The organism is Acidobacteriota bacterium (assembly GCA_040756905.1).
In the GTDB taxonomy this organism is placed as follows: domain Bacteria; phylum Acidobacteriota; class Aminicenantia; order JBFLYD01; family JBFLYD01; genus JBFLYD01.
In genome coordinates, this window is sequence record JBFLYD010000042.1 from 1 (window position 1) to 26,379 (window position 26,379).

Genomic DNA, 26,379 nt, shown 5'->3' on the forward strand with positions numbered 1-26,379 from the left:
AGAAGCATTTGCTTCTTTGGTTAAGGGCAGAGGCGGACGAGACCGAGCAAAAAATAATTCCTTTTTAAAAAATTTTGTTCGGCGCACTCTTAATAAAAAAAGATTTTTTGCGAGGTCGAGGACGCAATCCCGACAAAGTTGGGATGCCAAAGGCGACTAACAATTAATTAAGAGGTGAAACTATGAAAACTAAATATTTTCTTTATGCTCGTAAGAGCACAGAAGACGAAGAAAGACAAGTAATGTCTATTGAAGCTCAACTTGTGGAGTTGGCAGAATATGCCAAAAGAGAAAATTTAGAAGTGATAGAAAAGTTTGTTGAAAGTAAAAGCGCAAAGAAACCGGGCAGAGAAGTTTTTAATGCGATGCTAGCTAAGATAAATGAAAGCAAAGCTCCTCTTGGACTCTTGGCGTGGCATCCTGATCGTCTTGCTAGAAACAGCGTTGACGGTGGGCAGATTATTTATCTCGTAGATATTGGCAAGATTGTTTCTTTGTGCTTCCCTACTTTCTGGTTTGAGCCAACTCCACAAGGACTTTTTATGTTTCAGGTCGCCTTTGGCCAATCAAAATATTACTCGGATAATTTGTCTGAAAATGTAAAGCGTGGGATTTGCCAAAAACTCAGGCGAGGCGAATGGACAGGTTTAGCCCCACTTGGATATGTAAATAATCCTAAAACAAGGAATATTGAACCCGATATTGTAAGAGCCAGAATTGTAAAGAAAGCTTTTGAAGAATTTGCGCAAGGAAGACATACCTTAGAAAGCTTAGGAGACCGTCTGAGTTTTTGGGGCGTGGTGAGCAAAAATGGAACAAAACTTTGCAAGGATACACTTCAACGGATGCTCACCAACTCTGTTTATATCGGTGTGATTGTCCATAAAGATGAGACCTATGAAGGCAGATTTGAGCCAATTGTTTCCAGAGAGACTTTTGAAACTGTGCATAGAGTTTTAAAAGATAGAGCCAAGCAGAGAAAAAGTAAAAAGAGTCATAACTTTCCTTTTGTGGGTTTATTAAGGTGTGGCGAGTGTGGTGCTGCCATAACTGCACAATACGCACACGGCAATGGTGGAACATATCGTTATTATAGGTGTACTAAACGACTTGGGCCTTGCAGTCAGAAATATTTAAGAGAGGATTTACTTGTTGCCCAACTGAAAGAGGAACTTTCAAAAGTCGCTCTTTGCAAAGACTGGAAAGAATTAATGCTTGCTCAAGTAGAGATATGGGAAAAAGAACAAAACCAGTCTTCACAAACTTTCGCCCAAAATCTTGAGGAAAAAATTAAGGAAACAGAACTAAAACTTGATAGATTAGTAAATGCCTTTCTTGAGGGGGTTATTGATAAAGAAATCTATCTGGTTAAAAAAGACGAGCTGATTAAGACAAAAACAGAGCTTTTGCAGAAAAAGTCAGATTTTGGGCGAAAGGGAAACAATTGAATCGAACCATTGAGAGAATGGATAAAAACTGCTCACCACGCCGAAAAACTTGCTTCGTCAGAAGATTTTTATGAAATAAAAATCTTTGTGGAAAAAATTGGAACGAACCATCGCCTGCTGGACAGGAAAATATTTTTAGATTTTGAAAAGCCATTTGATTTAATTCCTTATTATAAAAAGAGTTATGATAAAGAATTTTTGGGAGAAAAGATGTCAAAAAATCGTTTTTCTTTTCCCCAAAAACCCGAAAGTCCGATTTGGTCGGGGTGAGAGGATTTGAACCTCCGACCCCCTGCTCCCGAAGCAGGTGCGCTAACCAGTCTGCGCTACACCCCGCCAAATTGGTAATCAGTCAACTGTAATCAGCTGTCAGTATTTGGCAAAAAGTAATGTTTGCAAGCTCTTAAAAAGCAGAATATATTTCTAAATATTAAATCTATCCTAGTAAATATATAATTCATATACATCTAATAATATAACACAACATTAAGTTCTAACAAATATTTTTTCAAGTTTCTTTTTTTCTTGTGCTACCTTTTTCTCATAACTAAACATTTTTAGGTTTTTGATGTGTATTTCTTTTTTTACATTACTGCTTACTGTTTACAGTTTACTGTTTTTAAAGTATATATTTTACAAAGAGAAATCCAAGTATTAAAAGGATAAAAAATACTATCGTTAAAAGGTTGAAATACTTATCGATAAACCCTTTCACCCTCTCGCCAAATATCCTAAAAAGTAAAGCCACAAGGAAAAATCTTGCTGACCTGCTTAATGCAGAGGCTATCACAAAAACTTTAAAATCAATTTTGCAAACTCCTGCTGTTATTGTGGCAAGCTTGTATGGGACTGGGGTGAATCCTGCAATGCTCACAGCCCATGCATCATAATGATTGTAAAGTTCCTTAGCATAATTGTATTCTTCCATCCATCCATAAAAATTGATTATAGGAATTCCTACAATCTCAAAAAACTTAAGCCCAATAAGATATCCAAACATTCCCCCTAAAACAGATCCTAAAGAAGCTATAAACGCAAAGTAAAATGATCTTGTTATCGCGCCAATGCTTAAAGTAATAAGAAGAATATCAGGAGGAATCGGGAAAAAGGATGACTCTCCAAATGCAACGATGAAAAGAGCCAGAACACTATATTTTGAATTTCCCCATTTAAGAACCCAATCATAGAGCCCTCTAATAATTTTCATTCTTTTTTTTAAATATCCTTTCTAAATTTTTCGACTTCAATAATTCAATTGCTTTATAATCTGTTAAGTCAAGATGAATCGGTGTCACTGATATATATCCCTCCCTTATTGCTCCCACATCAGTGTTTTCATCACCAGCACTTTCTGCCTTTCCCTCACCTATCCAATAATATGATGCACCTCTTGGATCAGTTCTTTCGATAATTTGAGGGAAGTATCTTTTATTTCCAAGGGAAGTAATTCTAATTCCCTTTGGAGAAGGAGGGATGTTAATGGATAATGTAGTGTTATCAGGAAGTCCGTTTTTCAATGCCCATTTTGAAATTCTAATTGATATATCAGCTGCTTCATCAAATCTATAATTTCCTTTTTCATCAGGTATAGAAGAGACAGCAAGAGAATATATTCCAAAAAGTGTTCCCTGAACTGCAGCTGAAACCGTGCCTGAAAAAAGAACATCCTCTCCTAAGTTTGGCCCTTTATTAATTCCAGAAATTATAAGGATTGGCTTTTCTTCGCATATCTTCATCAAGGCAAAATTAACACAATCTGTGGGGGTTCCATCCAGAATAAAAAAATTTTTTTTGAATTTCTGTAACCTTAATGGCCTATGGAGGGTTAGAGAAAAGCTTACTGCAGATTTTTGCTTTTGAGGGGCTACAATCAATACTTTATCCAACCTGGAAATTTTTTTATGGAGCTCTGCCAATCCCTTTGAAAGAAATCCATCATCATTTGTAAGTAATATCATTTAAAGTTTATAAAAAAATGGTCGGGACGAGTGGATTTGAACCACCGACCACACGCACCCCAAGCGTGTGCGCTACCAGGCTGCGCCACGTCCCGACTTACTAAAGTTAAATTTTAGCGTTTATCCTTTAAGGTTGTCAACAGCTGCAAAAGTTCAGTCTTTATCCAAGAAATTTTATCTTTGAATGATTCAACTTTTTCTCTCTTGGCTATCTCTTCATGAAGTTTCCTCCTTGCCCCAGCTAATGTCAAATTCTCCTTTGTGAGCAACTCATTTATCCTGAAAAATATATCTATACTTTTTTTATCATATAACTTCTCACCATCTGAATTTGTTTTAGAATTTATAAATGGAAATGTTTCCTCCCAGTAATTGATTACTTCTTTATCAACATTAAGATATTTAGAAATATCATCGATCTTGAAGAAACTTTTTCCTTCTAAATCTATGTTAAAAAACTTCTTTCCCATTCTCTTATTTTAAATGTTCAAGAACAAGGGAAGCAGTATCTTCTCCTCCAAGAATTTTAATCAACCTGTAAGCTTCTTCGTAAGAAGCTTTTGCAATCTTTTCTGTAGTGGTTTTATCGAAAGAATCTATTTCTTTTTTAAATTCTTTTGTGGCAAATTTTATATCTTTTTTATTCATTTCTGACCATTCCTTCATCCTCACCATAATTTCTTCTGGAAAATGTCTGTGAGCAACATTCTGCCATAGTGTTCCTATGTTTGCTTTTCTTATCCCACTTTCTTTAAATACAGATATTATATTATCTGGTGTTCCGGTTGTTCCATGTTGTGCAATTCTTACTCCATGTCTTTCAATGGTTTTTGCTATCTCGAGAGTTCTTTCAAGGTCGATAAAAACTTCCTCTCCTTCAAGATAATTTCCATGTTTTGCTCCATTGTTAATGGCTAAAAGATTGGGATTTATTCCATTTGATATCAAAGACTCAATATAGTATTTTGCTTCTTTTTTTGTTGTAAGCTCTGCCTTCTGCCCTGTGGATTTTATTTCGCCAACTTCCACTTCAATTCCAAACTCCATCTCATAGAGAGGCTTTGCTAATTCAGAAGTTATTCTTATATTATCATCAATTTCATTGTAGGAGGCATCTATAGCAAATGATGTATAACCAGCCTTTATTTGCTCCTCGATAAGTTTTTTTGTCGAATTAATTTCCTGTTCAGAGGTATTCTTAACTGTGGTATGGTCTGCATGAATAAAAAAAGGAATAATAAATCTTTCTCTCTCTGCAAACTCCACAACTGTGTTAAAAAAATCTTCAGGGGTAAAGCCTGTATATCCTCCTTCAAGATTACATTCGGACTTTGCAAGCTCAAAACCCACAACAGCATTTAAATCTTTTGCAGCTCTCATAATTCCAGGAATAACCCACTTTATCCTTGTGTTTGCAGCCATCAAAACCACATCCTCTTCAAACACAGAATCAAATATACGCTTACTCGAAATAACGGGAACATTCGAAGATTTTCCCAATTTTTTTATGACATTTTCAGGTCTTCTCTCTAAAACTGTCTTCAGTCCCATTTGTTTTTCTTCGATTATTAATAACAGTTACCAAAAAAAGAGTCAATATTATTCTTGGAGGTCTCTTAAAAATTAATTTTTATTAACAAAATACCTTATAAGAATATTTACTTAGAGACCTCTTAAAAAGCTCCAGATGCAAGGCGCAGTGAAGCTTTGAGCGGAGGCGTACTTCCTGTACGTTGGAGCGATAAAGCTGAAATTGCAACGCAGCAGATGGACTTTTTCAGAGGTCTCTCTTGATGTCCTCAGCTTTAGGAAATATATTTACTTCCAATATCCCAACTACTTCGATTTTCGTTGACTCCAAAATGATCGTAAGACCTCTTGACAAATATAATTTTTAATTTTAAAATTAGGACTAAAATAGTCCTATTTAATTTGCCATGCTTATAACGAGGAAAACTGATTACGCTATTCGGTGCGTTCTATATCTCTCCGAAAAAAAAGGGATAATAGCCAATGTTGATGAGATTGCGAAATCGATGCTCATTCCTAAAAGCTTTTTAGCTAAAATTCTCCAGAAATTGGAGAAAACAGGGATTGTAAAATCCAACAAGGGGAGAAAAGGAGGATTTTCCCTTGGGAAGGAACCAAAAGGAGTTAGCCTTATGGAGGTAATCGAGATAATACAAGGACCTCTTTCTATAAATGTGTGTGCAATTGATAAAAGGAAGTGCGATCTCAGCAATATATGCAGTGTTCATCCTGTTTGGGGAAAGATTAAAAAGGAAACAGAGGAAAAACTTAAAAAGATGAGTTTTGAAGCATTGAGTAGAGAAAGAAAAAAATTCTTTGAAAATAATTTTGGTCTTAATTTTAAGAAAAAGGAGGTTAAAAAATGATACAAGTTAATCAAAAAGTTCCAGATTTTGAATTATCTGCTTATCACAACGGAGAGATCAAAAAAATTAAACTCTCCGATTACAAAGGGAAATGGGTGGTACTGATCTTCTATCCTGCGGATTTCACATTTATCTGCCCAACGGAACTGGAAGAAGCAGCTGACTCTTATAATGAATTTAAGAAATTGGATGCCGAGGTTCTCAGTGCGAGCACGGATACTGTTTATGTTCATAAAGCCTGGCATGACACGTCCCCTTCCATCAAGAAGATCAAATATCCAATGCTCGCAGATCCTTCAGGGAAGCTCTGTCGCGAATTCGGGACTTACTTAGAAGAGGAAGGCGTTTCCCTACGAGGGAGTTTCATCATTGACCCTGATGGAGTGCTGAGAGTAACAGAAATCAATGATAACAGTCTCGGGAGAAGCACCAAGGAACTGCTCAGGAAACTTCAGGCTGCCAAGTATGTCCGTGAGCACAATGGTGAAGTATGCCCTGCCAGCTGGGAGCCTGGGAAAAAGACCCTAAAGCCTGGATTGGATTTGGTTGGCAAGATATAAAAAGGAGTTCAAAACATGAAAGAAAGATTGCAGGTTTATCGATGCAGTGTCTGTGGCAATATGGTTGAGGTAATTCATGCATCTAAAGGTCAGCTTGAATGCTGTGGAGAGCTAATGAAACTTTTAGTGGAAAATACAGTAGATGCATCAAGAGAAAAGCATATCCCTGTTGTTGAGATTAAGGATGATGGGATTCTTGTAAAGGTGGGAAGTGTCCCTCATCCCATGGAGGAGAAGCATTACATCGAGTGGATTGAGTTAATTGCCGATAAAAAGGTATACCGCCAATATCTAAGACCCGATGATAAGCCTGAAGCCTTCTTCCCAGTGAAATTGGAAAAGGTATCTGCAAGGGAATACTGCAATCTCCACGGTTTATGGAGAGGATAGTAATCGAGCAAATGATTTTCAGATCTCATAGTGTCGTGCCCATCGATGGGCACGGCACTATCTTTTATAAAAATGGCGCCTAAAAAGACATAGCATTGATTATAAAAGTTTCTATTCAGAGTTTTGAGGCTATTGAACAGCCTCTAAATATTTAAAGGAGGTTTTTATGTATCCTATTTGGGAAGTTCCTTTTTTAACATCGGGCCTTATTTTAGGTCTGGTGGCTGCGTTTCACATCCTTCCATCCCATCTTTCCACCGGTGCCATGTGGTTCAATGTTTTTGTTGAAACAAAAGCATACAGGGAAAACAGGCCAGAACTCCTCGAATTTCTAAAAAAGTATACATTGATTATACTGGTCTTTGCTTATGTATTTGGTTCTCTCAGCGGGATTGGTATATGGTTTTCAGCCACAGTTGCGAATCCCAGGGGAATATCAGGATTGATTCATAATTATGTCTGGGGATGGGCAACGGAATGGGTCTTTTTTATAATTGAGGTAACAGGAATATTTGTCTACTTCTACACATTTGGAAAGGTAGATAAGTCGACTCATCTTAAGATAGGGTGGATATTTGCCATTGGCTCCTGGACTACAATGATCATCATTACAGGAATCCTTGCCTTCATGCTCTCCACTGGTAAATGGACAGAAACTGGAAACTTCTTCCACGGCTTCTTCAATCAGACCTACTGGTTCCAACTTTTAGTAAGAACAGCCTTTATGTTTGCAGTGGCAGCAGTTTACGCCCTCGCGGTAGGATCAAGCCTTAAAAATGAGGATGTAAAAAAATTCATCGTGAAATCAGCATCTAAATGGGGTATGGCTGGTTTAATAGCTACTGCTATTCTATTTTTCTTGTATTTAAAGGCCTTACCAACTGAAGCAAAGGATTTGTTTGTCGTAGTGCCAAAAGGACTTACAATATCACTAATTATATCCTTTTCTCTTGTACTTCTTTATTTTATTTATTCCAATTTGAGACCACTAAGCTTAAGAGTTGTGCCCTCCATTCTTTTTATTGTGGTGCTTTTCATTGGGATCTTTTCAGCGGAAAGGGGCAGAGAAATCCTAAGGAAGCCTTATATAATACCCAAATACATGTATTCTAACCAGCTGATCGCCATTTCTATTTCTTCAAAAGGAGTGAAGGATGAGGTGAGCTTGATCAAGAAAAAAGGGATATTGAATGTTTCTCCCTTTGTCCCTGCCAACTTGCGTAAGATAAACAATGAAAATCGAATGGAAGCTGGAAGATTAATCGCCATGATGCAATGTTCTTCCTGTCACACCCTTAATAAAAAGGGATTGAGACCTTTGCCAAAGATGGTAAAAAGATCTGAGCTCAATACTGTCCAAGATGCGGTAGATCTTTTAGATACGCTGGATGCCTTCCCATACATGCCGCCATTTTTGGGAACAGATGAAGAAAAGAAGGCACTGGCTAACTATTTAATCTCAATAAGTAAATAGGAGGGAAACCATGGAAATCGCCAAAATAATTGAGACATTAAGAGACCCAATGGGAGTTCCCTTTTATCCCATTGTATTTCAGTTTTTGATGGTTTTAACCTTCGCCCTTCATATCCTCTTTGTCAATTTTACCCTGGGGACATCCTTCTTATCCATTTACGGGTATTTAAAGGGTGGAGAATACTGGAGGTATCTTTCCCGTTCTCTCGTTAAGGCCACGATAGTGAATATATCAATGGCAATGCTCTTTGGAATAGCTCCCCTTCTGTTTGTCCAGGTCATCTATGATCCCTTCTGGTATACATCCAATACCATCTCTGCCATCTGGGTTATTGGCTTCATATTAATTATGATGATTGCTTATGGGTTAACCTATGTCCTTTATTTTAAATCTACTCCCGGAAAAGAATCGGGTTTTGCTATATTCGGGATTATAGCCTTTATCCTTTTCCTTTTTGCAGGTTTTATCATGCATGTTTTAAACTTCCAGCTCCTACAACCTGATAAATGGCTTTCCTGGTATTTCAAGGGCGCATCAATAAACATCTCTGGTTCTTCCCTCCATTCCTTTCAGATCCCGCGATTCTTACACTTCCTTATCCCCTCCTTTGCCATGACAGGAATATATCTTCTCCTTTTTGCCTGGTATTTTAAGGAAAGGGAAGATATGGATAAAAATTATCTCCAGTGGGTTGGGAAAACCGGTGCAAACCTGGCTTTTGTCTTCACCCTGATCCAGGTAATCATTGGATTCTGGTGGTTATTCAGTGTTCCATCTAAGTTTACCTTCTATTTGAATCCATTCCTTTTGTTGGGTGTTCTTTTGAGTCTGGGGCTTCTGTTTCTTCTTTATTCTGCAAAAAGGGAGCCGTTCAAATATGCTATACCCTCTATAATTTTAGGTTTTCTGACCATCTTTGGAATGTCCTACTCAAGGGAAGCTCTCAGGATGAAATACCTTGGAGAAATTGGCTATTCTATCTTTGATTATAAATTGAATATTGACTGGGGAAGCACCTTTCTTTTCCTCCTCACATTTCTTATTGGCTTAATAGTAGCAGGTTATCTTTTATACATTGCCTTTAAATCAGGAAGGGAAGCTCGGGAATATTTTGCTACTCCTACCATAAACAGATGGGGTAAGATAGGTGTAGTTCTACTTCTAATCTGGATAGTTATAGTAGGAGGATTAGGAGTTGTAATTACGTTAAGCTAAAAGCTTCACGCCCTGTTTTACGATCTCTGGGATATCCCCCACCTTAGATGCAGACTCTGACAGAGTGAACGCGAGTGATTATTTTTCAGGGAATAGCTGGATTGAAACTTCAAAGATGGCTGCTTCCTTCACCTAAAGCCTCACTCATTTTTGAATAGTCATTTCTATATAAAAAATATCCCATTAGATACTAATACAAACGAATTAAATAAATTGACATGGAGGGCAAGGCTTTAGCCTTGCATCAAGCAACCCCCAAATCAACCCAGGAAACAAGTTCAGGGCAAGGTTCGGGGCGGGCTCTGAAGGGTTGCCCTACAAATTATTTATTACTTTTGTATTAAATCTGCTTAATTCTTATTAAAAAATTACTTATCTTTATTTAGCTTTTTTGCCACGGTGATTAAATCAAGAGAATGTTTTGGGAAATAAAACCCTAAATGGTTTAAAAATTTCATCATCAATTTATTCGACTTTTTATTCCCTTCCCTCTGAAGATAGTCTTCTTTCCACCATTTATTTGATTTTGTAAAAAGTTCAATGTAAATTCCCTTCTTTTTTAAAGGTTTATACCCAGCTTCAGGAAGAATAGTTTTATTCAGTTCTTCAAAAGAAAATTCTCTCAAATGGTCTGGGCTAAATGGCCAGTTCTGTCTGTTGATTCTATTTATTCTCCTTTCCCTGTTTGGAGTTGTAATTATTAAAATTCCTCCCACCTTATGAACTCTTTTCCATTCTTTAATTCCCTTTTCCGGGCCGGGAAGATGTTCTAAAATTTCTCCTGCAAAAATCGAATCAAAGCTTTCAGATTTAAAGGGAAGATGGGAAGCATCGAAAACTATCCAGCTTATATCAGGCCTTTTCTCCTTTCTCTCCTTCATGAGCTCAAACTCTATATCTCCTGCAAATATTTTAAACTTCCATTTTCTTTCGATTGCAGTAAACAGAGAGAGCCCACATCCAACATCAAGCACTCTACCTCTGAAATATTTAGCAAAATACTTCCTTAAAATTTTTAATTTATACTGATGTAGTAAATGAAGGAAAGGCATCTCAGGGGTGTATCCATCTCTAATATATTGCCTTTTATAGAAAGACTTTAAAACATTTTTATCATCGATTTTCAGTAACACTCTTTTCAAAAAAATTATTTCTGTATTTTTATTCCAAAAAACTAACTTACAGTCCTGTAATGGATCCAGATTATAATAAGGATTGACCCATAAATTTTCAGGTGTAATTTCTTTTCCTTCTTTAAATACCTTTAAAGAGCTTTCGTTGATTTTATTAAAATCAAACCTCAGGCCTAAAAGATGATTTCCATTTTCCATTTTAAAATGCCACCACCCAAGATGATTTTCAGGATGGTTCTGAGGCTGAAATGAATATATATCAATTGAAAATACAAGATCTTCCTTCGTATGCAAAAAAATTTGTATGGCTGTTGTTCCTTTCAATTTCTCAAGGTATACCTCATTTTCTTCAGGTTTTATTCTAATTCCTGTTGTCATTGCTTATTTCTCCTTAAAACTAATACAAACGCCCAAATATTTGTTACATTCTATTTTTACCCCTCACCCCCGTATCAACCCATGAAACAAGTTCAGAGCAAGGTTCGGGGCAAGCTTTAATCCTCTCCCCTTAGGGGAGAGGGAAGGGTGAGGGGGTAGAAATGTATTAAAATTAAATACGTTTGTATTGGTGTCGTGTCACTAAAATACATTTCGTTGTAGTGTGCTTTTAAGAAGTTGATTATTTATGAAGATACTTATGGGAAAGCACACAATATAAATTATATGTTAAGCTATAAAGATTAAACAATAAAAAAAATACTTATTTTATTGAGATAAAACAGGAACTTTTTCTCTTTAATTGCGTATTATATTTTAGCATGAGATTGAACGGGAAGCTCGATGCAATCCCGCCCCTCCAAGGGCGGGTAAGACGAGCAATCTTAATGATAAAATACCTTGCCGTCGAAGAATCCCCGCCATTTATTGCGGGGTTCTTCAATTTTTTCGTTTTTTTAGTGAAAAAGGCAATACATAAAAAAATAAAAATATAAAGGAGTGTGAGAAATGAAAGCGTTTAAGAGCTTCCCAATCCTTCTAATTTTCTTATTTCTTGTTTTTAATTTATATATTTATCCAGAAGAATTAAAAGTTTCTTTCTCAAATTACCATGGCTATGATGAGCTCACTACTGCATTAAAAGCCATAAACGAAAAGAACAGAAACATATCAAAATTGATTCCAATCGGAAAAACACTGCAGAATAGAGAGATCTGGGCTTTAGAGGTTACAAACTACAAAACAGGGAATCCTGAGAAAAAACCTGGGATACTTGTGGTAGGGAATGTGGAAGCAAACCATCTGATTGGAAGTGAAATTTCCCTTTTTTTAATCAACCATCTCTTATCCAACTATGGAAAAGATGAAAATGTAAAAAAATTGTTAGAACAGAATGTGTTTTATTTTATCCCGAGGGCTAATCCTGACGGAGCTGAATTCATGTTTAAAAAACCGTTGTATGAACAAAAGTATAATTTAAAACCATGGGATGATGATAAAGATGGGAGAGTTGATGAAGACCCACCTGAGGATTTAAACGGAGATGGTGCAATTACAATGATGAGAATAAAAGACACGGAAGGAGAATACATTATAGACCCTGAAGATAAGAGAGTGATGAAAAAAGCTGATATCACAAAGGGCGAAAAAGGCGAGTATAAATTGTTTTTAGAGGGAATTGATAATGACAAGGACGAAAGCTTTAACGAAGATTGGCCAGGAGGGATAAATATCAACCAGAATTTTCCTTTTGAGTATAAATTCTTTTCAGAAGGAGCAGGAATATACCAAGTCTCTGAGAATGAAAGTAGAGCTTTAGCTGATTTTTCCATCTCCCATCCAAACATAGCAATAATCCTGACTTTTTCCTCAAACGATAATATTTTATTCCCACCGAAACCTTCTGCACCCGCAAGAGCTACTGACCAATTTCAACTACCCTCTGGAATAGTCCTTCCGCCTGAAGTTTCCATTGAGCAGATAAGAGCCTCCTTGGGAAGAATGCCAGAAAAAAATGTTGTAAAAGAAGATATTCCTTACTTTACCTATGTATCAGACATTTACAAAAAGATTACAGGGATTAAACCTGAATTTCAACCGCAAAAAATTAACGGAAACTTCTCAGAATGGGGATATTTTCATTATGGAGCACTATCCATTTGTTCGAGAGTCTGGTTTCCTCCTGAGGTTAAAGAAGAAAGAAAAATGCCATCCATGGAACAAAGGGGAACCGAAATGCCAGCACAATTTCCTGCGCAGGTTCCTCCCCAATTCGCTCAGTTTATGCAAAGAAGAGAACGGACAGAAGGGCAGGAAAAAGAAGGGATTGACGAGAAAAAAATCTTAAAATGGATCGACAGGGATAAAATTGATGGGTTTGTGCAATGGCAGAAAATCAAGCACCCTGACTTTCCTGATAAAGAAGTGGAGGTAGGAGGAATTAAGCCATACATAACAATAAACCCTCCTGAAAAATTAATTGAAGAGCTGGGAAAAAAGCATTCAGAATTTTTTGTTCAATTAGCGGGTCTTCTACCAAAAATCTCAATTTCCAGGACAAAAATAGAAAACTTAGAGAAAAATCTATATAAAATAACTGTTGAGTTAACTAACAATGGATACCTGCCGACAGGTTTAACCCATCCAATAAACGCAAGAAGAGTTCGACCGATAAAAGTCGAGTTAAAATTAAACGGGCAGAAAATGATTGCTGGAAATCAAATTAGTTTTATCAAATCAATAGATGGGATGAACAAAACTCATAAACTTACATGGATAATAAATGGTAAGAAAGGTTCAAAATTTACTGTAAATGTAGATTCTCAAAAAGCTGGTGAAATTTCAAAAGAGATAGTATTGAATTGAGCACTATTTTAGATGAGAAAATTTGAAATGGAGGAAATAAAAATGAAAAACATAAAAAAAATTATTATTGCTTTTTTATTGATAATGCCTCTGACAGCTTATCTAAAATCTGAGGAAAAAAAGGTTGGATTAAATGCTGCAGGGCTAATCAAAAACCCAAAAGTGGATGTCTCATGGAACCGCTACTACGACTCTTCCCAGATAAAAGACATCATGATAAAGCTTGAAAAGGCATTTCCTTCCCTTGCTAAAGCATACTCAATTGGAAAATCTACTGAAGGAAGAGATATCATATGTATCGAAATAACAAATTTCAAGAAAGGAAACCCTGACAAAAAGCCAGGAATGTACATCGATGGTAACATTCATGGAAATGAAATTCAGGGAAGTGAGGTGGCACTCTATACAGCATGGTATCTTTTAGAAAATTATGGAAACAACCAAAAAAATAACAGAACTTGTAGATGATAGGGTTTTCTATATTATTCCTACCATTAACCCAGATGGAAGAGACTGGTTCATTCATTATCCCAATACACCGAATTCATCAAGGAGTGGGAAAAAACCAGTCGATGATGACATGGATGGTCTCATAGATGAAGATGGATATGAAGATTTAGATGGAGATGGGAATATCTGCCAGATCAGGATAAAAGACCCTAACGGAAGGTGGAAGCCCTCCTCTGAAGACCCAAGAGTAATGGTAAGGTGTAAACCTGACGAAAAGGGAACTTACACCCTTCTTGGACTCGAGGGTATTGACAACGATGGAGATGGAAGAATTAACGAGGATGGACCAGGGGGATATGACTTAAACAGGAACTGGCCGTTCAACTGGCAGCCTGAATACATCCAGAGAGGTGCCCATGAATATCCCTTTTCCCTTCCTGAGACAAGAGCAGTAGGAGAATTTGTTTTAAAACATGAAAATATCGCTGCATTTCAGAGTTACCACAATTTTGGAGGAATGATACTTCAGGGCCCAGGACAGAAAGATACTCCATACGCATTTCAAGATGCAGGAATTTTTGAATACATCGGAAAAAAAGGAGAGGAAATAATTCCAGGTTACAGATTTGTCACTGTTTACAAAGATATGTATACAGTATGGGGAGGAGAATTAGACTGGTTCTATCTTGGGAGAGGAGTCCTGGGTTTTTCAAACGAGCTTTTTACTTCAGAAAATTATTTCCGCAAAAAAACTCCTCCTTATCAGGAAAGAAGGACAAGGATGTTTGAGCCTGATAAAGAGCCATATGATTTTAACGACCTTTTACTTTTTGGAGATACATTTGTTGATTGGAAACCTTTTAAACATCCTCAGTTCGGAGAAGTTGAGATAGGAGGGTTCAAAAAGAATTTCACAAGAATGCCACCTTCATTTTTGTTGGAAGAAGAATGCCACAGAAATGCTGCGTTCACTCTTTTCTATGCGGATTGTACGCCCCAGGTTAAAATTCAAAATGTTGAGGTGAAAAAAATTGATGGAGACCTTCACAATATATGGGTTACTTTGGAAAACCAGAGAATGATCCCCACCCGAACTGCTCAAGATGTTCAGAACAAAATAAGCAGAGCGGATCAGGTTAAAATATATGGAAAAGATATAAAGGTTTTATCAGCTGGATTTGTTGTCGATAAGTACACAGGAGTGGTAACACCTGTTGAAAAACATCCTGAATATATTGAAATAACAAGTATACCTGGTATGTCAACAAGAATTATTCAATTCACAATAAAAGGAAAAGGAAACATTAAAATTACAATTGATTCTGTTAAAGGTGGAATAGACCAGGCAGAGATTAAAATTTAAAAATTAGAGAAAGTTATCCAGATTTTTTCAGAGGAGGTCGAACATACTTTTTGATCGAAGTATGATTGACCTTTTTGATTTAGATTAATATTTTCAATAAAGAGGATAAGGTATTTCTAATTCTCTAAATATAAAAATTTAAAAAAATGCAAAAAATGAGACCTGACCCCAAATTTTTTGCATTTTACTGGGCAGCAAGGGAAGCTTCGAAAAACACGTTGTATTTGTTCCACCGAGTCAACTAAAATTAGAGATGCTTCCAATATTTTTAAAGAGAGCAATCATCCCCTTCGCTCAGATCTCCTCGCATCAAAATGAATATCTAGGAGAGTACTCTCACTCACTTCTTAGGTATTTAGATGCTCCTCGATATATCGCTCAGAAGATGGTTGCCAAAAAAGGGGGGATGATTGAGGCCTTAAAAAACGCTTGAATTTGACAAAGATGCTTCGATAGTCTATAAGAATTGTCTTTATTGGGTTTATGGAATGAAAAAAATATTGACAATTATTTCCTTGTTGCTTGTAATCCCAATCTTTTCTTTTTCTTCCCAAAAAACTGAAATAATTCCAATAAGCCCATTCTGGTCGATTCCATTTATTCTTTTACTAATTTCTATTGCGGTTTTTCCATTAATAAATAAAGAATGGTGGGATAAAAACTTTCAGTATTTTTCATTATTTCTTGGGTTCATCGTGGTAAGTTACTATTTATTCTTTCACAACCCACCAAGAGTATGGGGAATCTTCCTTGAATATTTTAGCTTTATCTCTTTAATTGGCTCTCTCTTTGTTGTCTCAGGAGGAATTTTAATAAGAACAGAAAGAAAAACAACCCCATTCCTGAATGTTCTGATATTATTCATCGGCTCAGTCATATCAAATCTCTTTGGAACTACTGGCGCATCAATGATTTTAATAAGGCCATTTCTTAGAATTAATCGCTACAGAATCAAGCCGTATCATGTAGTATTCTTCATATTTCTTGTCTCAAACATTGGCGGATGTCTAACACCTGTTGGCGACCCTCCCTTATTTTTAGGATACCTTGAAGGAGTGCCTTTCTTCTGGGTTATTGAACATGTCTGGCAAATCTGGCTTCTGACAATAATTTTAGTACTCACCATATTTTTTTTAATAGACTACTACCATTATTCAAAGCTAAGTAAAGAAGCCCACCCTAAGAAAAAAGTTAAATTTGAAATCCTTGGACTTCATAATCTTTTGTTTATTGTATTAATCCTTACTGCAGTGTTTACTCACACTCCATTTCGAGAAATTATAATGATTACATCAGCAATAATCTCATACAAATTTACAAATAAGGAAATCCATAAAGAAAATGAATTCAATTTCTTCCCAATTGAGGAGGTGGCCATTTTATTTGCTGGACTCTTCGCTACGATGATTCCTGCCCTTGACTGGCTCAGACTGAATGGAGGTAAATTAGGGATAACTGTTCCAGGCGCATTTTTCTGGGCAACAGGAACTTTCTCTTCCTTTCTTGATAATGCGCCAACCTATTTAAATTTCCTCTCAGCTGCAATTGGATTTAAAGGAATGGAGGTAAAAAATCTATTAATTCATTTTCCTGAATATGTTGTGGCAATATCTGTTGCCGCCGTATTTTTTGGAGCAATGACCTATATCGGAAATGCTCCAAATTTTATGGTTAAATCAATATCAGAACACCAAAAGATTAACTGTCCTTCGTTTCTTGAATATATGATAAAATATTCAATTCCTCTATTGATTCCAATTTTTTTCTCAATTTGGCTTCTATTCTTTTTGTAGAGCAAATTATAGAGCGAGCCGCTCAGCCCTCATAGGGGTTGCTCTACCATCCAGCCTTCGCTCATATTACGAAAAAAAGGTTTACTTATATTTTTAGCCAGCACCATTCTTTTGTTAAAGGTGTTTCATTAAGTATTTCCCCTCTCTCTTTTCTTGTTACAATTGTGTTTCCGTGATTATACCCATATCCTCCTTCAGGATTGTATAGTCCTGGCTCATTGGAAAATACCATGCCCTCTTCCAGAATTGTCTCATCTCCAAGAGCTAAATAAGGAGCCTGATGACCTTCCATTCCAATTCCATGGGCAGGTCTATGATATATATATTTTTCAAGGCCAGCTTTATGAGCTATGTCAAGGATTTCTTTCGCTATATCTTTACATCGAGCCCCTGCTTTCTGGAGCTCCTGCTGCTTTATAGTCATTTCAGTATGGACTTCCCACATCTTCCTTGCAAGATCCGGAATGGGCTCAATGTGGCATGCCCTGTATCCCTCTCCTCCATATCCTCCAATTCTCGTTCCTCCTGCAATCTGTATAGCATCTCCCCTTTTTATTCTGTTATGATGAGCTTGATTCGGATGAGGATATGCTGTTCCAACTCCTGTTCTGCAACCTATGCTTACCCTCGTTCCCACAGCAGTATGAGGTCTACCATCTCTCTTTATATCCTTGAACAGAAGGTTGTTTCCATATTCAGTAGCTGCCATAGATACTTCAAAATCTGTAGCATCAGTTCCCTTTAAAAGAATGTATTTCCTCGCAAATTCCAGGGCTTTATCATGGTAAAGCATTGCTCTTTTCATCAAGGCTATTTCCTCTGGAGTTTTCACTATTCTCATTTTTAAAGGAATATGACCGGTATCCACAAATTTTGAATTTTTCAGAACTTTTTTCATTCTGCTCAGCTTCTTCGGTCCTGGCTCAGATTCCAGACCAATTATTCTGGTTCTGTACCCTCTTTTATCGATGGCCTTTAAACACCACTGGAGTAAATCCGCAGTTCCCTGTGGATTATCAAGCCCTCCAGTCTCCGCATGGGGAAAGTCGAAATAAGTCTCAAAATTTTTAATCCACCATGTTTCGACTAAATCTCTGTCGAGTCCTGGAACAAATAAAAATGGCTCTCCTTCAACAGGAACCCACAAGTAACATGGTCTTTCTGTTGGAGAATGAAAATAGCCTGCAAGGTAGATAATATTATTTGGATCCTGCATTAGCATTCCATCGATTCTGGCTTCCTCCATTTTTTTCTTAAATCTTTCGATTATAGCTTTATACCACTCAATCGATAATCTATCCTCTCCTGGAAAAAGGGGCGTCGTGCATGACTTTTCTTCTCCAACACTTTCTAAGGAAAAAATTTTTTCTATATTTCCTAAGATTGGCAAGGCCAATAAAGACTTTTTTAAAAAATCTCTCCTCGAATTTTCCATTTACCCTCCCTCCTAATTTTATTTATACTTCTCCATAAAAAATATTCTATCGCACTTATTGGCAATTTTTTCATTATGAGTCACAACTATCGTTGAAACCCCCTTTTTTAAATGAAGTTCTTTTATCAGAGAAAATACTTCAATTGCGGTTTTTGGATCAAGGTTTCCAGTTGGTTCATCAGCAAGAAGAAGCTCTGGCTCTGAACATAGTGCCCTTGCAACTGCAACTCTCTGATTCTCTCCACCTGAAAGCTGGGAAGGCTTCTCTTTAGCCCTGTCTTCCATTCCAACTTCCTTCAACACTTCTCTTGCTCTTTCCAGAGCTTCTTTCCTTTTTACTCCTTTTATCATCAGGGGAATAGATATATTCTCTTCTGCTGAAAATTCGGGAAGCAAATGATGGAATTGAAAAATAAACCCGATAGTGTCTCTTCTGAACCTGATCAAACTCTCTTCATCCATGGAGAATATATCCTTTCCATTTACAAATATCTTTCCATCGGTTGGTTTATCCAGTGTTCCTATAAGATTCAAAAGTGTTGTCTTACCGACACCGGAAACCCCCATCACAGCAACAAGTTCATTTTTTTTCAGTTCAAAATTTAAATTCTCAAAAACTTTAAGTTGTCCCTTTGGAAGTGGGTAAAATTTTGTAAGCCCTTCAATCTTTAAATAATTATCATTCATATCTTAATGCCTCAATGGGATTGACTTTAGAAGCCTTTTTAGAGGGAAATAAAGTTGATGTAAAACTTATTAATAATGAAATTAGAATTATTATGCTCAGGTCAAATATTTTAATCCTGAATGGCACAAAAGGTATCTGATAAATATCCACAGGAACTTTTATCAGTTGAAATTTAGTCGCAATAAAACATACCAAAAGACCCAACACTGCACCAAAAAAAGTCCCGAGTAAACCTATTATTGCACCCTGATAAAAAAATATTTTTCTTATCATCTTCGGCGACGTACCCATGGAAAGGAGGACACCAATATCTTTTGTCTTTTCTATTACAGTGAGAATTAATGAAGCTATTATGTTTAAAGATGCAACAAAAACTATTAGAGATATTGTAAGAAAAAGCACTGTCTTTTCAAGCTTTAATGCTGAAAAAAGGGAGCGGTTTAAGTCCATCCATGTGGTGATAAAATATTTAAACTCTAACTCATCCTTTAATCGATCTGAAATTTCAGCAGCTTCGAATATGTTTTTCAATTTCAACTGGATATAATGCATCTTTCCTTTCATCAAAAAAAATTTCTCTGCTGAATTTAGTGGAAATATCAAAGTTGTTGAATCAAATTCCCAAAGACCTGTGGAGAAAATTCCACTCACTCTAAATCTTTTCATCTTCGGCATCACCCCAAAGGGTGAAAGCGATGGACGAGGCATTAAAATGCTTACACTCGAACCAACATCAGCTCCTACGTTTCTTCCTATTTCTTTTCCAAGCAATATCTCATTTTCATTTTCTGGCAATCTACCTTTTTCAAGACTTCTGAGCCAGTCTGAGTTTTTAACTTCCTCATCGAGTTCCAATCCTTTTATTGTTGCTGGAGAAACCCTGGCAGGTCCAATGAGAAGACTCATTCCCCAGATAACAGGGGTTGCAGAAATAATCCTATTTTTTTTATCCATTTCTTTGATTTTCTTCGCAATCTTTTCCCAGTTTTCTATTCCCTCGCCAGTTATATCAGAAATTAATATATGGGAAGTAGAGTTAAGAATCTTTGATTGAATATCCTCCTGAAACCCAGTAATCAAACCTATTGCAATGATTAAAGCAGTTACACCTATTGTAATTCCAAAGATTGAAATTGAAGTAATTACTGAAATAAATGCCTGTTTTCTCTTGGCAACAAGGTATCTTTTAGCTACAAAAAATTCAAAAGACATGTTGGCAATTCTTTTATAATGTTTTCCTGTTCAATTTCTTTCTCAAAATAAAACCTTATTTTACTTTGGTCTCAAGAGTGGAAAAAGAATAACCTCTTTTATGTTGGTTCTGTCTGTAAACAGCATTACCAGCCTATCGATTCCGATTCCCTCACCCGCAGTAGGAGGCATACCCCATTCAAGAGCTTCCACAAAATCTTCATCTATTTCATGAACTTCTTCCTCGCCCTTTTCTTTTAATTTCGATTGCTGAATAAGTCTCATTCTCTGTTCAACTGGGTCATTCAACTCACTGAAAGCATTGGCAACTTCCATCCCGCCAATCACCAATTCAAACCTTTCTGTATATCTTGGATTATCCTCTAAGCTTTTTGCAAGAGGGGATAACTCTTTTGGAAAATCTATAACAAAAGTTGGTTCAACCAAACGCTTTTTTGCAAATTCATCAAATAAAGCATCAAGTGCTTTTCCATAGGTTTTTATTTTCGATGCCTTCTCTTTTGAACATATCATCTTTGCCTTTTCAGTTAGTTCATCCTCGGATTCAAGAATTTTTTTAGATATTCCTGTGAATCTCTCTATTAAATCAGAAAAAGGAATCCTCTTGAAAGGAAGCTTTATTTCTATTTTATTTCCATCGAATACAACCTCATGCTTTCCAAGAACTTTCTCAGCCAGTTCCACGATTAACTCTTCGGTTAACTTCATATAGGCAGTGTAATCTGAATAAGCCTCATAGAACTCCAGCATTGTAAATTCAGGATTATGCTCAAAGGAGACTCCTTCATTTCTGAAATTTCTGTTTATTTCATAAACCTTCTCATATCCTCCCACGATAAGTCTTTTCAAATAAAGCTCCGGAGCAATCCTTAAAAAAAGCTCCATGTCGAGGGCACTATGGTATGTTTTAAAAGGTCTTGCTATGGCTCCTCCTGGAATTGGATGCATCATCGGTGTCTCAACTTCTATATAACCTCTTCTATCAAAAAAATCTCTGATTACTTTAATAATCTGGCTTCTTATTTCAAAAACTTTTCTAACTTCAGGGTTGACTATCAAATCTAAATATCTTTTTCTGTACCTGAGTTCAACATCTTGAAGACCATGCCATTTCTCGGGTAAAGGATGCAATGATTTCGAAAGAAAAGTTAAAGAACTTAAAAGAACTGTCATCTCTCCAGTTCTTGTCCTGAACAGTTTTCCCTCAATTCCAACGATATCTCCTATATCAAGGAGATAAAATAATTCCCAGTATTCAGGAGATATCATATCCTTTCTTATATAACCCTGAAGTTTTTCTTCTCCATCTGATATATGAAAAAAAGAAGCTCCTCCCATTTTTCTAATGGCTATTATCCTCCCTGGAACTCTGAGATTTATCTCATTCTTTTCAAGGTCTTCTAAAGTAAGATTCCTGAATTCTCTTATAACATCTGAAACTGAATGAGTTTTTGAATAGTTCTTTGGAAATATATTTATTCCTTTTTCTTTCAATTTTGCCAGTTTTTCTTCTCTTTTCAACTCCTGGTCAATTTTTGCCATCAGGTCTTTCTCCTAATTTCTCTTTTTCATCAATTTTTTTATTCACAGCATCAAGAATACCATTTATAAATTTAGCTGCGTCATCAGAGCTATATTTTTTTGCAATCTCAATTGCCTCATTCATAACTGCTGGTTTTGGCACATCTCTGTGCTTTAAAAATTCGTATATAGACATACGTATTATATTTCTATCAACCACAGCCATTCTTTTTAACTTCCAGTGTTCTGATACTTCAGCTATCAGGCCATCTACTATCTCAAGATTTGCAATTGTTCCTTTAACCAGATCTTCGCTGAATTCCCTCGTAGAAATGGAAGTCCTGTGGTCTTTCCAGTAATCCTCTAAAATTTCCTCAACTTTTCCATCCGCAAGGTCTATTTGAAATAGAATCTGTAATGCAATTTCTCTCGCCTTTCTCCTTTCTCCCATCAACTTTTTATCAGCTTATTAAGATTCGCAAGTTCAACAGCCGTCATTGCAGCATCCCATCCTTTATTTCCCATTTTTGTTCCTGCTCTCTCAATTGCCTGTTCAATCGTTTCTGTTGTTAATATACCAAAACTGATGGGAATTCCTTCTTCAAGGGAAATCTGGGACAAGCCCTTTGTAATTTCTGCGCTGAGGAAGTCAAAATGGGGAGTATCGCCTCTTATTAGAGCTCCGAGACAAATGATTGCGTCATATTTCTTCAATTTTGCCAATTTTTTTGTTAGGAAAGGAATTTCAAACGAACCTGGAACTTTAAATATTGAAATTGCACCCTCATCTGCGCCAAGCTTATGCAGGGCATCAAGAGCACCGTCAAGAAGCTTATTTGATACAAATTCATTAAATCTTGAGATAACTATAGCAAGATTCAAACCCTTTGCATCTAACTTTCCCTCAAAGATTTTTGTCATTTTATTCTCCTTTAAACACTGGAATTCTCTTCTCTAAAAATGCGGAGGTTCCTTCCTTTGCATCTTCTGAAGAAAAACAGAGGCCAAATAAATTTGCTTCAAGTATTAATCCATCTTCAAGACTGAGATTCAATCCTCTATTTATTGCCTCTGATGCTAGTCGAACAGCCAATGGACCGTTTGCGATTATCTTCTTTGCAATGGATTCGACAACCAGCATCAATTCTTCAAGCGGAACGACTTTATTAACAATTCCTATTCTCAAAGCTTCCTCAGAAGAAACCATTTCACCTGTTAATATCAATTCCATAGCATGGCCTTTTGCGATAAGTCTTGCCAGCCTCTGAGTTCCACCGTATCCTGGGATAAGACCTAACTTAACTTCTGGCTGTCCTATTTTTGCATTTGTAGAAGCAATTCTTATCGAACAGGAAAGGGCAAGTTCACATCCTCCACCTAAAGCAAAGCCGTTTATTGCGGCAATGGTTGGTTTTTCTAAATTTTCTATCTCTGAAAAAATTCTCTGACCTCTTAAAGAAAGCCTTTTTGCCTTTAGAGGGTCTAATTTACTTAATTCATTGATATCTGCACCTGCAACAAAAGCCTTTTCTCCAGCTCCTGTGAATATCACAACCTTTATTTCCTTATCTTCTTTTATTTCTTTTAATAATGTTTCCAACTCATCCAGTGTCTCGTAGTTTAAAGCATTAAGTTTATCAGGTCTGTTAAACTTTATAAGTCCGATCCCTTCCTTTTTTTCGAATAGGATATTTTTACCCATTACACCTCCTCTTTATTAATTTAACTGGAAATTTTTTATATCAGATATACCTTAATCAGTCAATAAACCCTTTTTTAATCTATAGTGTAAATCTGATTTTTTCCTTCTCTTTTAGCTCTATACAGAGCATCATCAACTCTTTTTATGAAATCAAATTCTTTTTCGTTCTTCTTGTAATTAGTAACTCCAACACTTACTGTCAATGGTATTAATTTTCCCTCATCATCTTTCAGGTTACATATTCTTGAAACAGAAGCTTCGATAAAACTCCTTAGCCTCTCTGCAGTTCTTTTAGCTCCTTCTATATTTGTTTCAGGGAGAATTATTACAAATTCTTCACCTCCATACCTTGCAACTATATCTATGTCATTCATTCGAACTCCTGAAACATCCTCATACCTTCTTATGCTTTCCCTCAGAATTCCTGAAAGAGTTTTTAAAACCTCATCTCCTTTTAAATGTCCAAAAATATCATTGATTTTTTTAAAGTCATCTATGTCCAGAATTATAAGGGATAAATCTCTATCATACCTCTGAGCTCGTGCAATTTCCTTTCTTAACATTTCATAAAAATACCTGTAATTATAAACTCCGGTAAGATCATCGACAATAGCCATTTCTTTAAGTTTTGTGTGAATTTTTGCATTATTAATAGCGACTGCAATCTCTGAGGCTAAAACTGAAAGAAAACTCTCATCTTCTTTACTAAATGCGTTTTTTTGAAAGCTCTCAACATTCAATATGCCTAATACCTCTTCTGAAAAAATTATCGGAATCGCAATTTCTGATAAACACGAGCCCTCTCTAAAACTGATAAAATCATAGCTTTTTGATGTATCTTCTACATTAATCAATCTTCTCTCTCTGGCGCACCTTCCTGTAACTCCTTTATTTAAAGAAATTCTTTTTCCTATTAATTTTTCAGGATCTAAATTTACAGCCCTTATTACCAATTCATCCCCCTCTTTTAATAAAACTGCACAATGATCGTAGTCAAACCTTTCTGACATCTCCTTAATTACAAAATTTAAAATCTCTTCAAGGTCAAACATAGATGTGAACTGAAATCCTATATTTCTTATTATCTCAAGTTGCTCATGATTTCTTGCATTCTTTATTGCCACTGAAATTTCTGAGGCAAGAATAGAAAGAGTTCTTTCATCATCCGGACCGAATGCATTGAATCTTTCGCTTTCTATGCTGATTACTCCAAGTACCTCATCATGAAACATCAATGGAACAGCAATTTCCGATTTGAAATTTCCCGCCAATTTTATGTAATATTCACATTTTGTAACATCGCCAATATTTATTATTCTTTTCTCTAATGCACACCTCCCTGTTATACCCTTTCCAACGGAGATCTTTGTCCCAATTATATGCTCAGGAAAATTTGTTACTGCTCTTATGACCAGACTGTCCCTTTCTTTCAGTAGAACTGCGCATGTATCATATTTTAAAGTTTCTGTTATATGAATAACTGAATTTTTGAGAATGCTTTCAAAATCTAAACTGGATGTAATCTGTAATCCGATATTTCTTATAAGCTCAATCTCTTTTAAATTTTTTATTTTTAAATAAAAATTATTTATGAGTTCTGATAGGTCATTTAAAAAATTTATTTCATCCTTTTTTATGGAGTTCTTCATTTCATTTTCAACAAGAAGAACCCCGAAAGTATCATCTTTGTAAGTTAGTGGTACTGCAACCTGGGAAGATATTTTATTATTTGTAACAGGAGTGGAGAACTCACACTCATCAATTTCCCTTATATTCAATAACTTTTTTTCTTTAGCTACTTTACCAACTATACCTTCTCCTACTTGGAAACTATTCTTCCCCTTAGTTCCCCTTTTGCATGAAAAGTTTTTTAAATCTAATTTATCGTTTATTTTTAAAAAAATAAATATGTTATCGAAAAAGGGAATTTCAGAAAATTTCTTAATTAAAAATTCACAAAAATCATCTAAACCAGCATAAGAAGGAAGGATTGAATTTAAGTTCTGAATAAAGCGTCTGTACAGAAGAATCTTTTCCCATCGTGAAATATTTCGAATACTAAATAAATACATTAAGGATGCAGAAACAAATGCAACAATATAGAAAATAAAAAATATTAGAACTTCTCTTACCCCAATAATCTTATTTATCTCGGCAATGTAAAGAAAAAAAGTTAATAGAACAAAAACAAGCCCTGCGCCCCATATTCCATGAATATAACCAAAGATTATGATAAAAATTATCGAGATGGGAAAAGCTATTACATAAATAGGGGGGTACTTAAAAGTAAAGTATACAACAATAAAAAATTCTGTGATTAGTGGAAATAATGAACAAAAATAATTGTATTTTCCTTTCCTGAGGGATTTAAGCCATACAAGAAAATTGTTGAAAAAGAGCAAAGAAACTGAAAAAACTAATGCGATAAAAGGAATATCTACTTTAATATATTTATATTTTATTAATGGATATAAAAGAATTAATACAAGAGATATTATGAATCTAATGTAAAATCTGAGTTTTTCAAGTTGAAGTCTGCTTCTTTCCCTCTCTTCTTTAATCTCAGCGCTTTCTATTTTCATTTTCCTTTTTTTATTAAATCACATAAAAATATAATATTTCAATCCTTTAGGAATTCATGTAAATTTTTGTAATAAAATAACTTAATTTGAATCTTATGGGCATGAAGTGGCCTGAAAATATTAATTCAAATTAAGAGGTCAACTATCTTCTGAGCGATATATCGACGAGCATCTAAAAATCTGCGAAGTGAGTGAGAATAATCTTCTATATTTATTCTATCGAAAGAGAAATAATATAACGAACGGGAGCGAGAGA

Annotated in this window: 24 protein-coding genes and 2 tRNA genes; 11 read left to right on the forward strand and 15 right to left on the reverse strand. The window is 35.8% G+C overall.

Going from position 1 to position 26,379, the window contains the following annotated elements:
- The first annotated feature begins 182 nt into the window (after nucleotides 1-182).
- Both AB1410_06600 and AB1410_06605 read left to right on the forward strand, forming a co-directional pair.
- Nucleotides 183-1,448 (forward strand): recombinase family protein, encoded by a 1,266-nt coding sequence (locus AB1410_06600; GenBank protein MEW6456364.1) that lies wholly within the window; start codon nucleotides 183-185, stop codon nucleotides 1,446-1,448.
- Between the two features lie 9 nt (nucleotides 1,449-1,457).
- Nucleotides 1,458-1,718 (forward strand): hypothetical protein, encoded by a 261-nt coding sequence (locus AB1410_06605; protein ID MEW6456365.1) that lies wholly within the window; start codon nucleotides 1,458-1,460, stop codon nucleotides 1,716-1,718.
- Here the strand turns inward: AB1410_06605 and AB1410_06610 are convergent.
- From AB1410_06610 to AB1410_06635, 6 genes are all read right to left on the reverse strand, one after another.
- Nucleotides 1,707-1,784, reverse strand: a tRNA-Pro gene (locus AB1410_06610). The two genes, AB1410_06605 and AB1410_06610, sit on opposite strands and share 12 nt — an antisense overlap.
- A 283-nt stretch (nucleotides 1,785-2,067) precedes the next feature.
- Complete coding sequence (locus AB1410_06615; GenBank protein MEW6456366.1) at nucleotides 2,068-2,655, reverse strand: YqaA family protein; 588 nt, start codon at nucleotides 2,653-2,655, stop codon at nucleotides 2,068-2,070.
- Complete coding sequence (gene surE / locus AB1410_06620) at nucleotides 2,642-3,406, reverse strand: 5'/3'-nucleotidase SurE (protein MEW6456367.1); 765 nt, start codon at nucleotides 3,404-3,406, stop codon at nucleotides 2,642-2,644. The genes AB1410_06615 and surE overlap by 14 nt, the downstream gene beginning before the upstream one ends.
- A gap of 18 nt (nucleotides 3,407-3,424) precedes the next feature.
- Nucleotides 3,425-3,501 (reverse strand) — tRNA-Pro (locus AB1410_06625).
- 18 nt (nucleotides 3,502-3,519) lie between these two features.
- Complete coding sequence (locus tag AB1410_06630; GenBank protein ID MEW6456368.1) at nucleotides 3,520-3,876, reverse strand: MerR family transcriptional regulator; 357 nt, start codon at nucleotides 3,874-3,876, stop codon at nucleotides 3,520-3,522.
- A 4-nt stretch (nucleotides 3,877-3,880) separates the two neighbouring features.
- Nucleotides 3,881-4,957 (reverse strand): class II fructose-bisphosphate aldolase, encoded by a 1,077-nt coding sequence (locus AB1410_06635; GenBank protein MEW6456369.1) that lies wholly within the window; start codon nucleotides 4,955-4,957, stop codon nucleotides 3,881-3,883.
- A 386-nt stretch (nucleotides 4,958-5,343) separates the two neighbouring features.
- Here AB1410_06635 and AB1410_06640 point away from each other — a divergent pair, with 386 nt between their 5' ends.
- The 5 genes from AB1410_06640 (at nucleotide 5,344) to AB1410_06660 (ending at nucleotide 9,442) form a co-directional block, all read left to right on the forward strand.
- On the forward strand, nucleotides 5,344-5,802 hold the full coding sequence (locus tag AB1410_06640) for an Rrf2 family transcriptional regulator (protein ID MEW6456370.1): 459 nt from the start codon (nucleotides 5,344-5,346) through the stop codon (nucleotides 5,800-5,802).
- Nucleotides 5,799-6,362, forward strand: a complete 564-nt coding sequence (ahpC, locus tag AB1410_06645; GenBank protein MEW6456371.1) for an alkyl hydroperoxide reductase subunit C — start codon at nucleotides 5,799-5,801, stop codon at nucleotides 6,360-6,362. Before AB1410_06640 ends, ahpC begins: the two co-directional genes overlap by 4 nt.
- A gap of 15 nt (nucleotides 6,363-6,377) precedes the next feature.
- A complete protein-coding gene (locus tag AB1410_06650; GenBank protein ID MEW6456372.1) occupies nucleotides 6,378-6,752 on the forward strand; it encodes a desulfoferrodoxin in 375 nt (124 codons plus the stop codon).
- A gap of 166 nt (nucleotides 6,753-6,918) precedes the next feature.
- Nucleotides 6,919-8,226, forward strand: coding sequence for a cytochrome ubiquinol oxidase subunit I (locus AB1410_06655; GenBank protein MEW6456373.1), 1,308 nt, complete (start codon nucleotides 6,919-6,921; stop codon nucleotides 8,224-8,226).
- A 10-nt stretch (nucleotides 8,227-8,236) separates the two neighbouring features.
- Nucleotides 8,237-9,442: a hypothetical protein gene (locus AB1410_06660; GenBank protein MEW6456374.1), complete on the forward strand. Its 1,206-nt coding sequence runs from the start codon at nucleotides 8,237-8,239 to the stop codon at nucleotides 9,440-9,442.
- Between the two features lie 368 nt (nucleotides 9,443-9,810).
- Here the strand turns inward: AB1410_06660 and AB1410_06665 are convergent, their stop codons facing one another.
- A complete protein-coding gene (locus AB1410_06665) occupies nucleotides 9,811-10,953 on the reverse strand; it encodes a class I SAM-dependent methyltransferase (protein MEW6456375.1) in 1,143 nt (380 codons plus the stop codon).
- Nucleotides 10,954-11,520: 567 nt separating this feature from the next.
- On the opposite strand from AB1410_06665, the gene AB1410_06670 reads away from it, so the two are divergent.
- The 4 genes from AB1410_06670 (at nucleotide 11,521) to AB1410_06685 (ending at nucleotide 16,983) form a co-directional block, all read left to right on the forward strand.
- Complete coding sequence (locus AB1410_06670; GenBank protein ID MEW6456376.1) at nucleotides 11,521-13,377, forward strand: M14 family metallopeptidase; 1,857 nt, start codon at nucleotides 11,521-11,523, stop codon at nucleotides 13,375-13,377.
- Between the two features lie 42 nt (nucleotides 13,378-13,419).
- Nucleotides 13,420-13,845: a M14 family zinc carboxypeptidase gene (locus tag AB1410_06675; GenBank protein ID MEW6456377.1), complete on the forward strand. Its 426-nt coding sequence runs from the start codon at nucleotides 13,420-13,422 to the stop codon at nucleotides 13,843-13,845.
- Entirely contained in the window at nucleotides 13,808-15,190 is a 1,383-nt protein-coding gene (locus tag AB1410_06680; protein ID MEW6456378.1) for a M14 family metallopeptidase, read from the forward strand. Before AB1410_06675 ends, AB1410_06680 begins: the two co-directional genes overlap by 38 nt.
- Before the next feature lie 488 nt (nucleotides 15,191-15,678).
- Nucleotides 15,679-16,983 carry a sodium:proton antiporter gene (locus AB1410_06685; GenBank protein ID MEW6456379.1) on the forward strand — a complete coding sequence of 435 codons (1,305 nt, stop codon included), beginning with the start codon at nucleotides 15,679-15,681 and terminating at the stop codon, nucleotides 16,981-16,983.
- Nucleotides 16,984-17,068: 85 nt separating this feature from the next.
- Here AB1410_06685 and AB1410_06690 read toward each other — a convergent pair whose 3' ends face one another.
- The 8 genes from AB1410_06690 to AB1410_06725 form a co-directional block, all read right to left on the reverse strand.
- Nucleotides 17,069-18,418, reverse strand: coding sequence for a Xaa-Pro peptidase family protein (locus AB1410_06690; protein ID MEW6456380.1), 1,350 nt, complete (start codon nucleotides 18,416-18,418; stop codon nucleotides 17,069-17,071).
- Nucleotides 18,419-18,436: 18 nt separating this feature from the next.
- Nucleotides 18,437-19,105 (reverse strand): ABC transporter ATP-binding protein, encoded by a 669-nt coding sequence (locus AB1410_06695; protein MEW6456381.1) that lies wholly within the window; start codon nucleotides 19,103-19,105, stop codon nucleotides 18,437-18,439.
- Complete coding sequence (locus tag AB1410_06700) at nucleotides 19,098-20,318, reverse strand: ABC transporter permease (GenBank protein ID MEW6456382.1); 1,221 nt, start codon at nucleotides 20,316-20,318, stop codon at nucleotides 19,098-19,100. The genes AB1410_06695 and AB1410_06700 overlap by 8 nt, the downstream gene beginning before the upstream one ends.
- Nucleotides 20,319-20,378: 60 nt before the next feature.
- Nucleotides 20,379-21,860, reverse strand: coding sequence for a lysine--tRNA ligase (lysS, locus tag AB1410_06705; GenBank protein MEW6456383.1), 1,482 nt, complete (start codon nucleotides 21,858-21,860; stop codon nucleotides 20,379-20,381).
- The gene (nusB, locus tag AB1410_06710) at nucleotides 21,847-22,290 is read right to left on the reverse strand and encodes a transcription antitermination factor NusB (protein MEW6456384.1); all 444 of its coding nucleotides are present in this window, start codon (nucleotides 22,288-22,290) and stop codon (nucleotides 21,847-21,849) included. Before nusB ends, lysS begins: the two co-directional genes overlap by 14 nt.
- Nucleotides 22,290-22,760, reverse strand: coding sequence for a 6,7-dimethyl-8-ribityllumazine synthase (ribE, locus tag AB1410_06715; GenBank protein MEW6456385.1), 471 nt, complete (start codon nucleotides 22,758-22,760; stop codon nucleotides 22,290-22,292). The genes nusB and ribE overlap by 1 nt, the downstream gene beginning before the upstream one ends.
- 1 nt (nucleotide 22,761) lies before the next feature.
- Nucleotides 22,762-23,541, reverse strand: a complete 780-nt coding sequence (locus AB1410_06720) for an enoyl-CoA hydratase-related protein (protein ID MEW6456386.1) — start codon at nucleotides 23,539-23,541, stop codon at nucleotides 22,762-22,764.
- Nucleotides 23,542-23,615: 74 nt separating this feature from the next.
- Nucleotides 23,616-26,123: a diguanylate cyclase gene (locus tag AB1410_06725; protein ID MEW6456387.1), complete on the reverse strand. Its 2,508-nt coding sequence runs from the start codon at nucleotides 26,121-26,123 to the stop codon at nucleotides 23,616-23,618.
- Between the last annotated feature and the right edge of the window lie 256 nt (nucleotides 26,124-26,379).

Coding starts and splice junctions, on each gene's coding strand:
- AB1410_06615 (MEW6456366.1), bottom strand. CDS start 2,655: ATGAAAATTATTAGAGGGCTCTATGATTGGGTTCTTAAATGGGGAAAT.
- AB1410_06685 (MEW6456379.1), top strand. CDS start 15,679: ATGAAAAAAATATTGACAATTATTTCCTTGTTGCTTGTAATCCCAATC.
- AB1410_06670 (MEW6456376.1), top strand. CDS start 11,521: ATGAAAGCGTTTAAGAGCTTCCCAATCCTTCTAATTTTCTTATTTCTT.
- AB1410_06695 (MEW6456381.1), bottom strand. CDS start 19,105: ATGAATGATAATTATTTAAAGATTGAAGGGCTTACAAAATTTTACCCA.
- AB1410_06640 (MEW6456370.1), top strand. CDS start 5,344: ATGCTTATAACGAGGAAAACTGATTACGCTATTCGGTGCGTTCTATAT.
- surE (MEW6456367.1), bottom strand. CDS start 3,406: ATGATATTACTTACAAATGATGATGGATTTCTTTCAAAGGGATTGGCA.
- nusB (MEW6456384.1), bottom strand. CDS start 22,290: ATGGGAGAAAGGAGAAAGGCGAGAGAAATTGCATTACAGATTCTATTT.
- AB1410_06680 (MEW6456378.1), top strand. CDS start 13,808: ATGGAAACAACCAAAAAAATAACAGAACTTGTAGATGATAGGGTTTTC.
- AB1410_06665 (MEW6456375.1), bottom strand. CDS start 10,953: ATGACAACAGGAATTAGAATAAAACCTGAAGAAAATGAGGTATACCTT.
- AB1410_06600 (MEW6456364.1), top strand. CDS start 183: ATGAAAACTAAATATTTTCTTTATGCTCGTAAGAGCACAGAAGACGAA.
- AB1410_06720 (MEW6456386.1), bottom strand. CDS start 23,541: ATGGGTAAAAATATCCTATTCGAAAAAAAGGAAGGGATCGGACTTATA.
- AB1410_06655 (MEW6456373.1), top strand. CDS start 6,919: ATGTATCCTATTTGGGAAGTTCCTTTTTTAACATCGGGCCTTATTTTA.
- ribE (MEW6456385.1), bottom strand. CDS start 22,760: ATGACAAAAATCTTTGAGGGAAAGTTAGATGCAAAGGGTTTGAATCTT.
- ahpC (MEW6456371.1), top strand. CDS start 5,799: ATGATACAAGTTAATCAAAAAGTTCCAGATTTTGAATTATCTGCTTAT.
- AB1410_06675 (MEW6456377.1), top strand. CDS start 13,420: ATGAAAAACATAAAAAAAATTATTATTGCTTTTTTATTGATAATGCCT.
- AB1410_06650 (MEW6456372.1), top strand. CDS start 6,378: ATGAAAGAAAGATTGCAGGTTTATCGATGCAGTGTCTGTGGCAATATG.
- lysS (MEW6456383.1), bottom strand. CDS start 21,860: ATGGCAAAAATTGACCAGGAGTTGAAAAGAGAAGAAAAACTGGCAAAA.
- AB1410_06635 (MEW6456369.1), bottom strand. CDS start 4,957: ATGGGACTGAAGACAGTTTTAGAGAGAAGACCTGAAAATGTCATAAAA.
- AB1410_06690 (MEW6456380.1), bottom strand. CDS start 18,418: ATGGAAAATTCGAGGAGAGATTTTTTAAAAAAGTCTTTATTGGCCTTG.
- AB1410_06630 (MEW6456368.1), bottom strand. CDS start 3,876: ATGGGAAAGAAGTTTTTTAACATAGATTTAGAAGGAAAAAGTTTCTTC.
- AB1410_06660 (MEW6456374.1), top strand. CDS start 8,237: ATGGAAATCGCCAAAATAATTGAGACATTAAGAGACCCAATGGGAGTT.
- AB1410_06700 (MEW6456382.1), bottom strand. CDS start 20,318: ATGTCTTTTGAATTTTTTGTAGCTAAAAGATACCTTGTTGCCAAGAGA.
- AB1410_06725 (MEW6456387.1), bottom strand. CDS start 26,123: ATGAAAATAGAAAGCGCTGAGATTAAAGAAGAGAGGGAAAGAAGCAGA.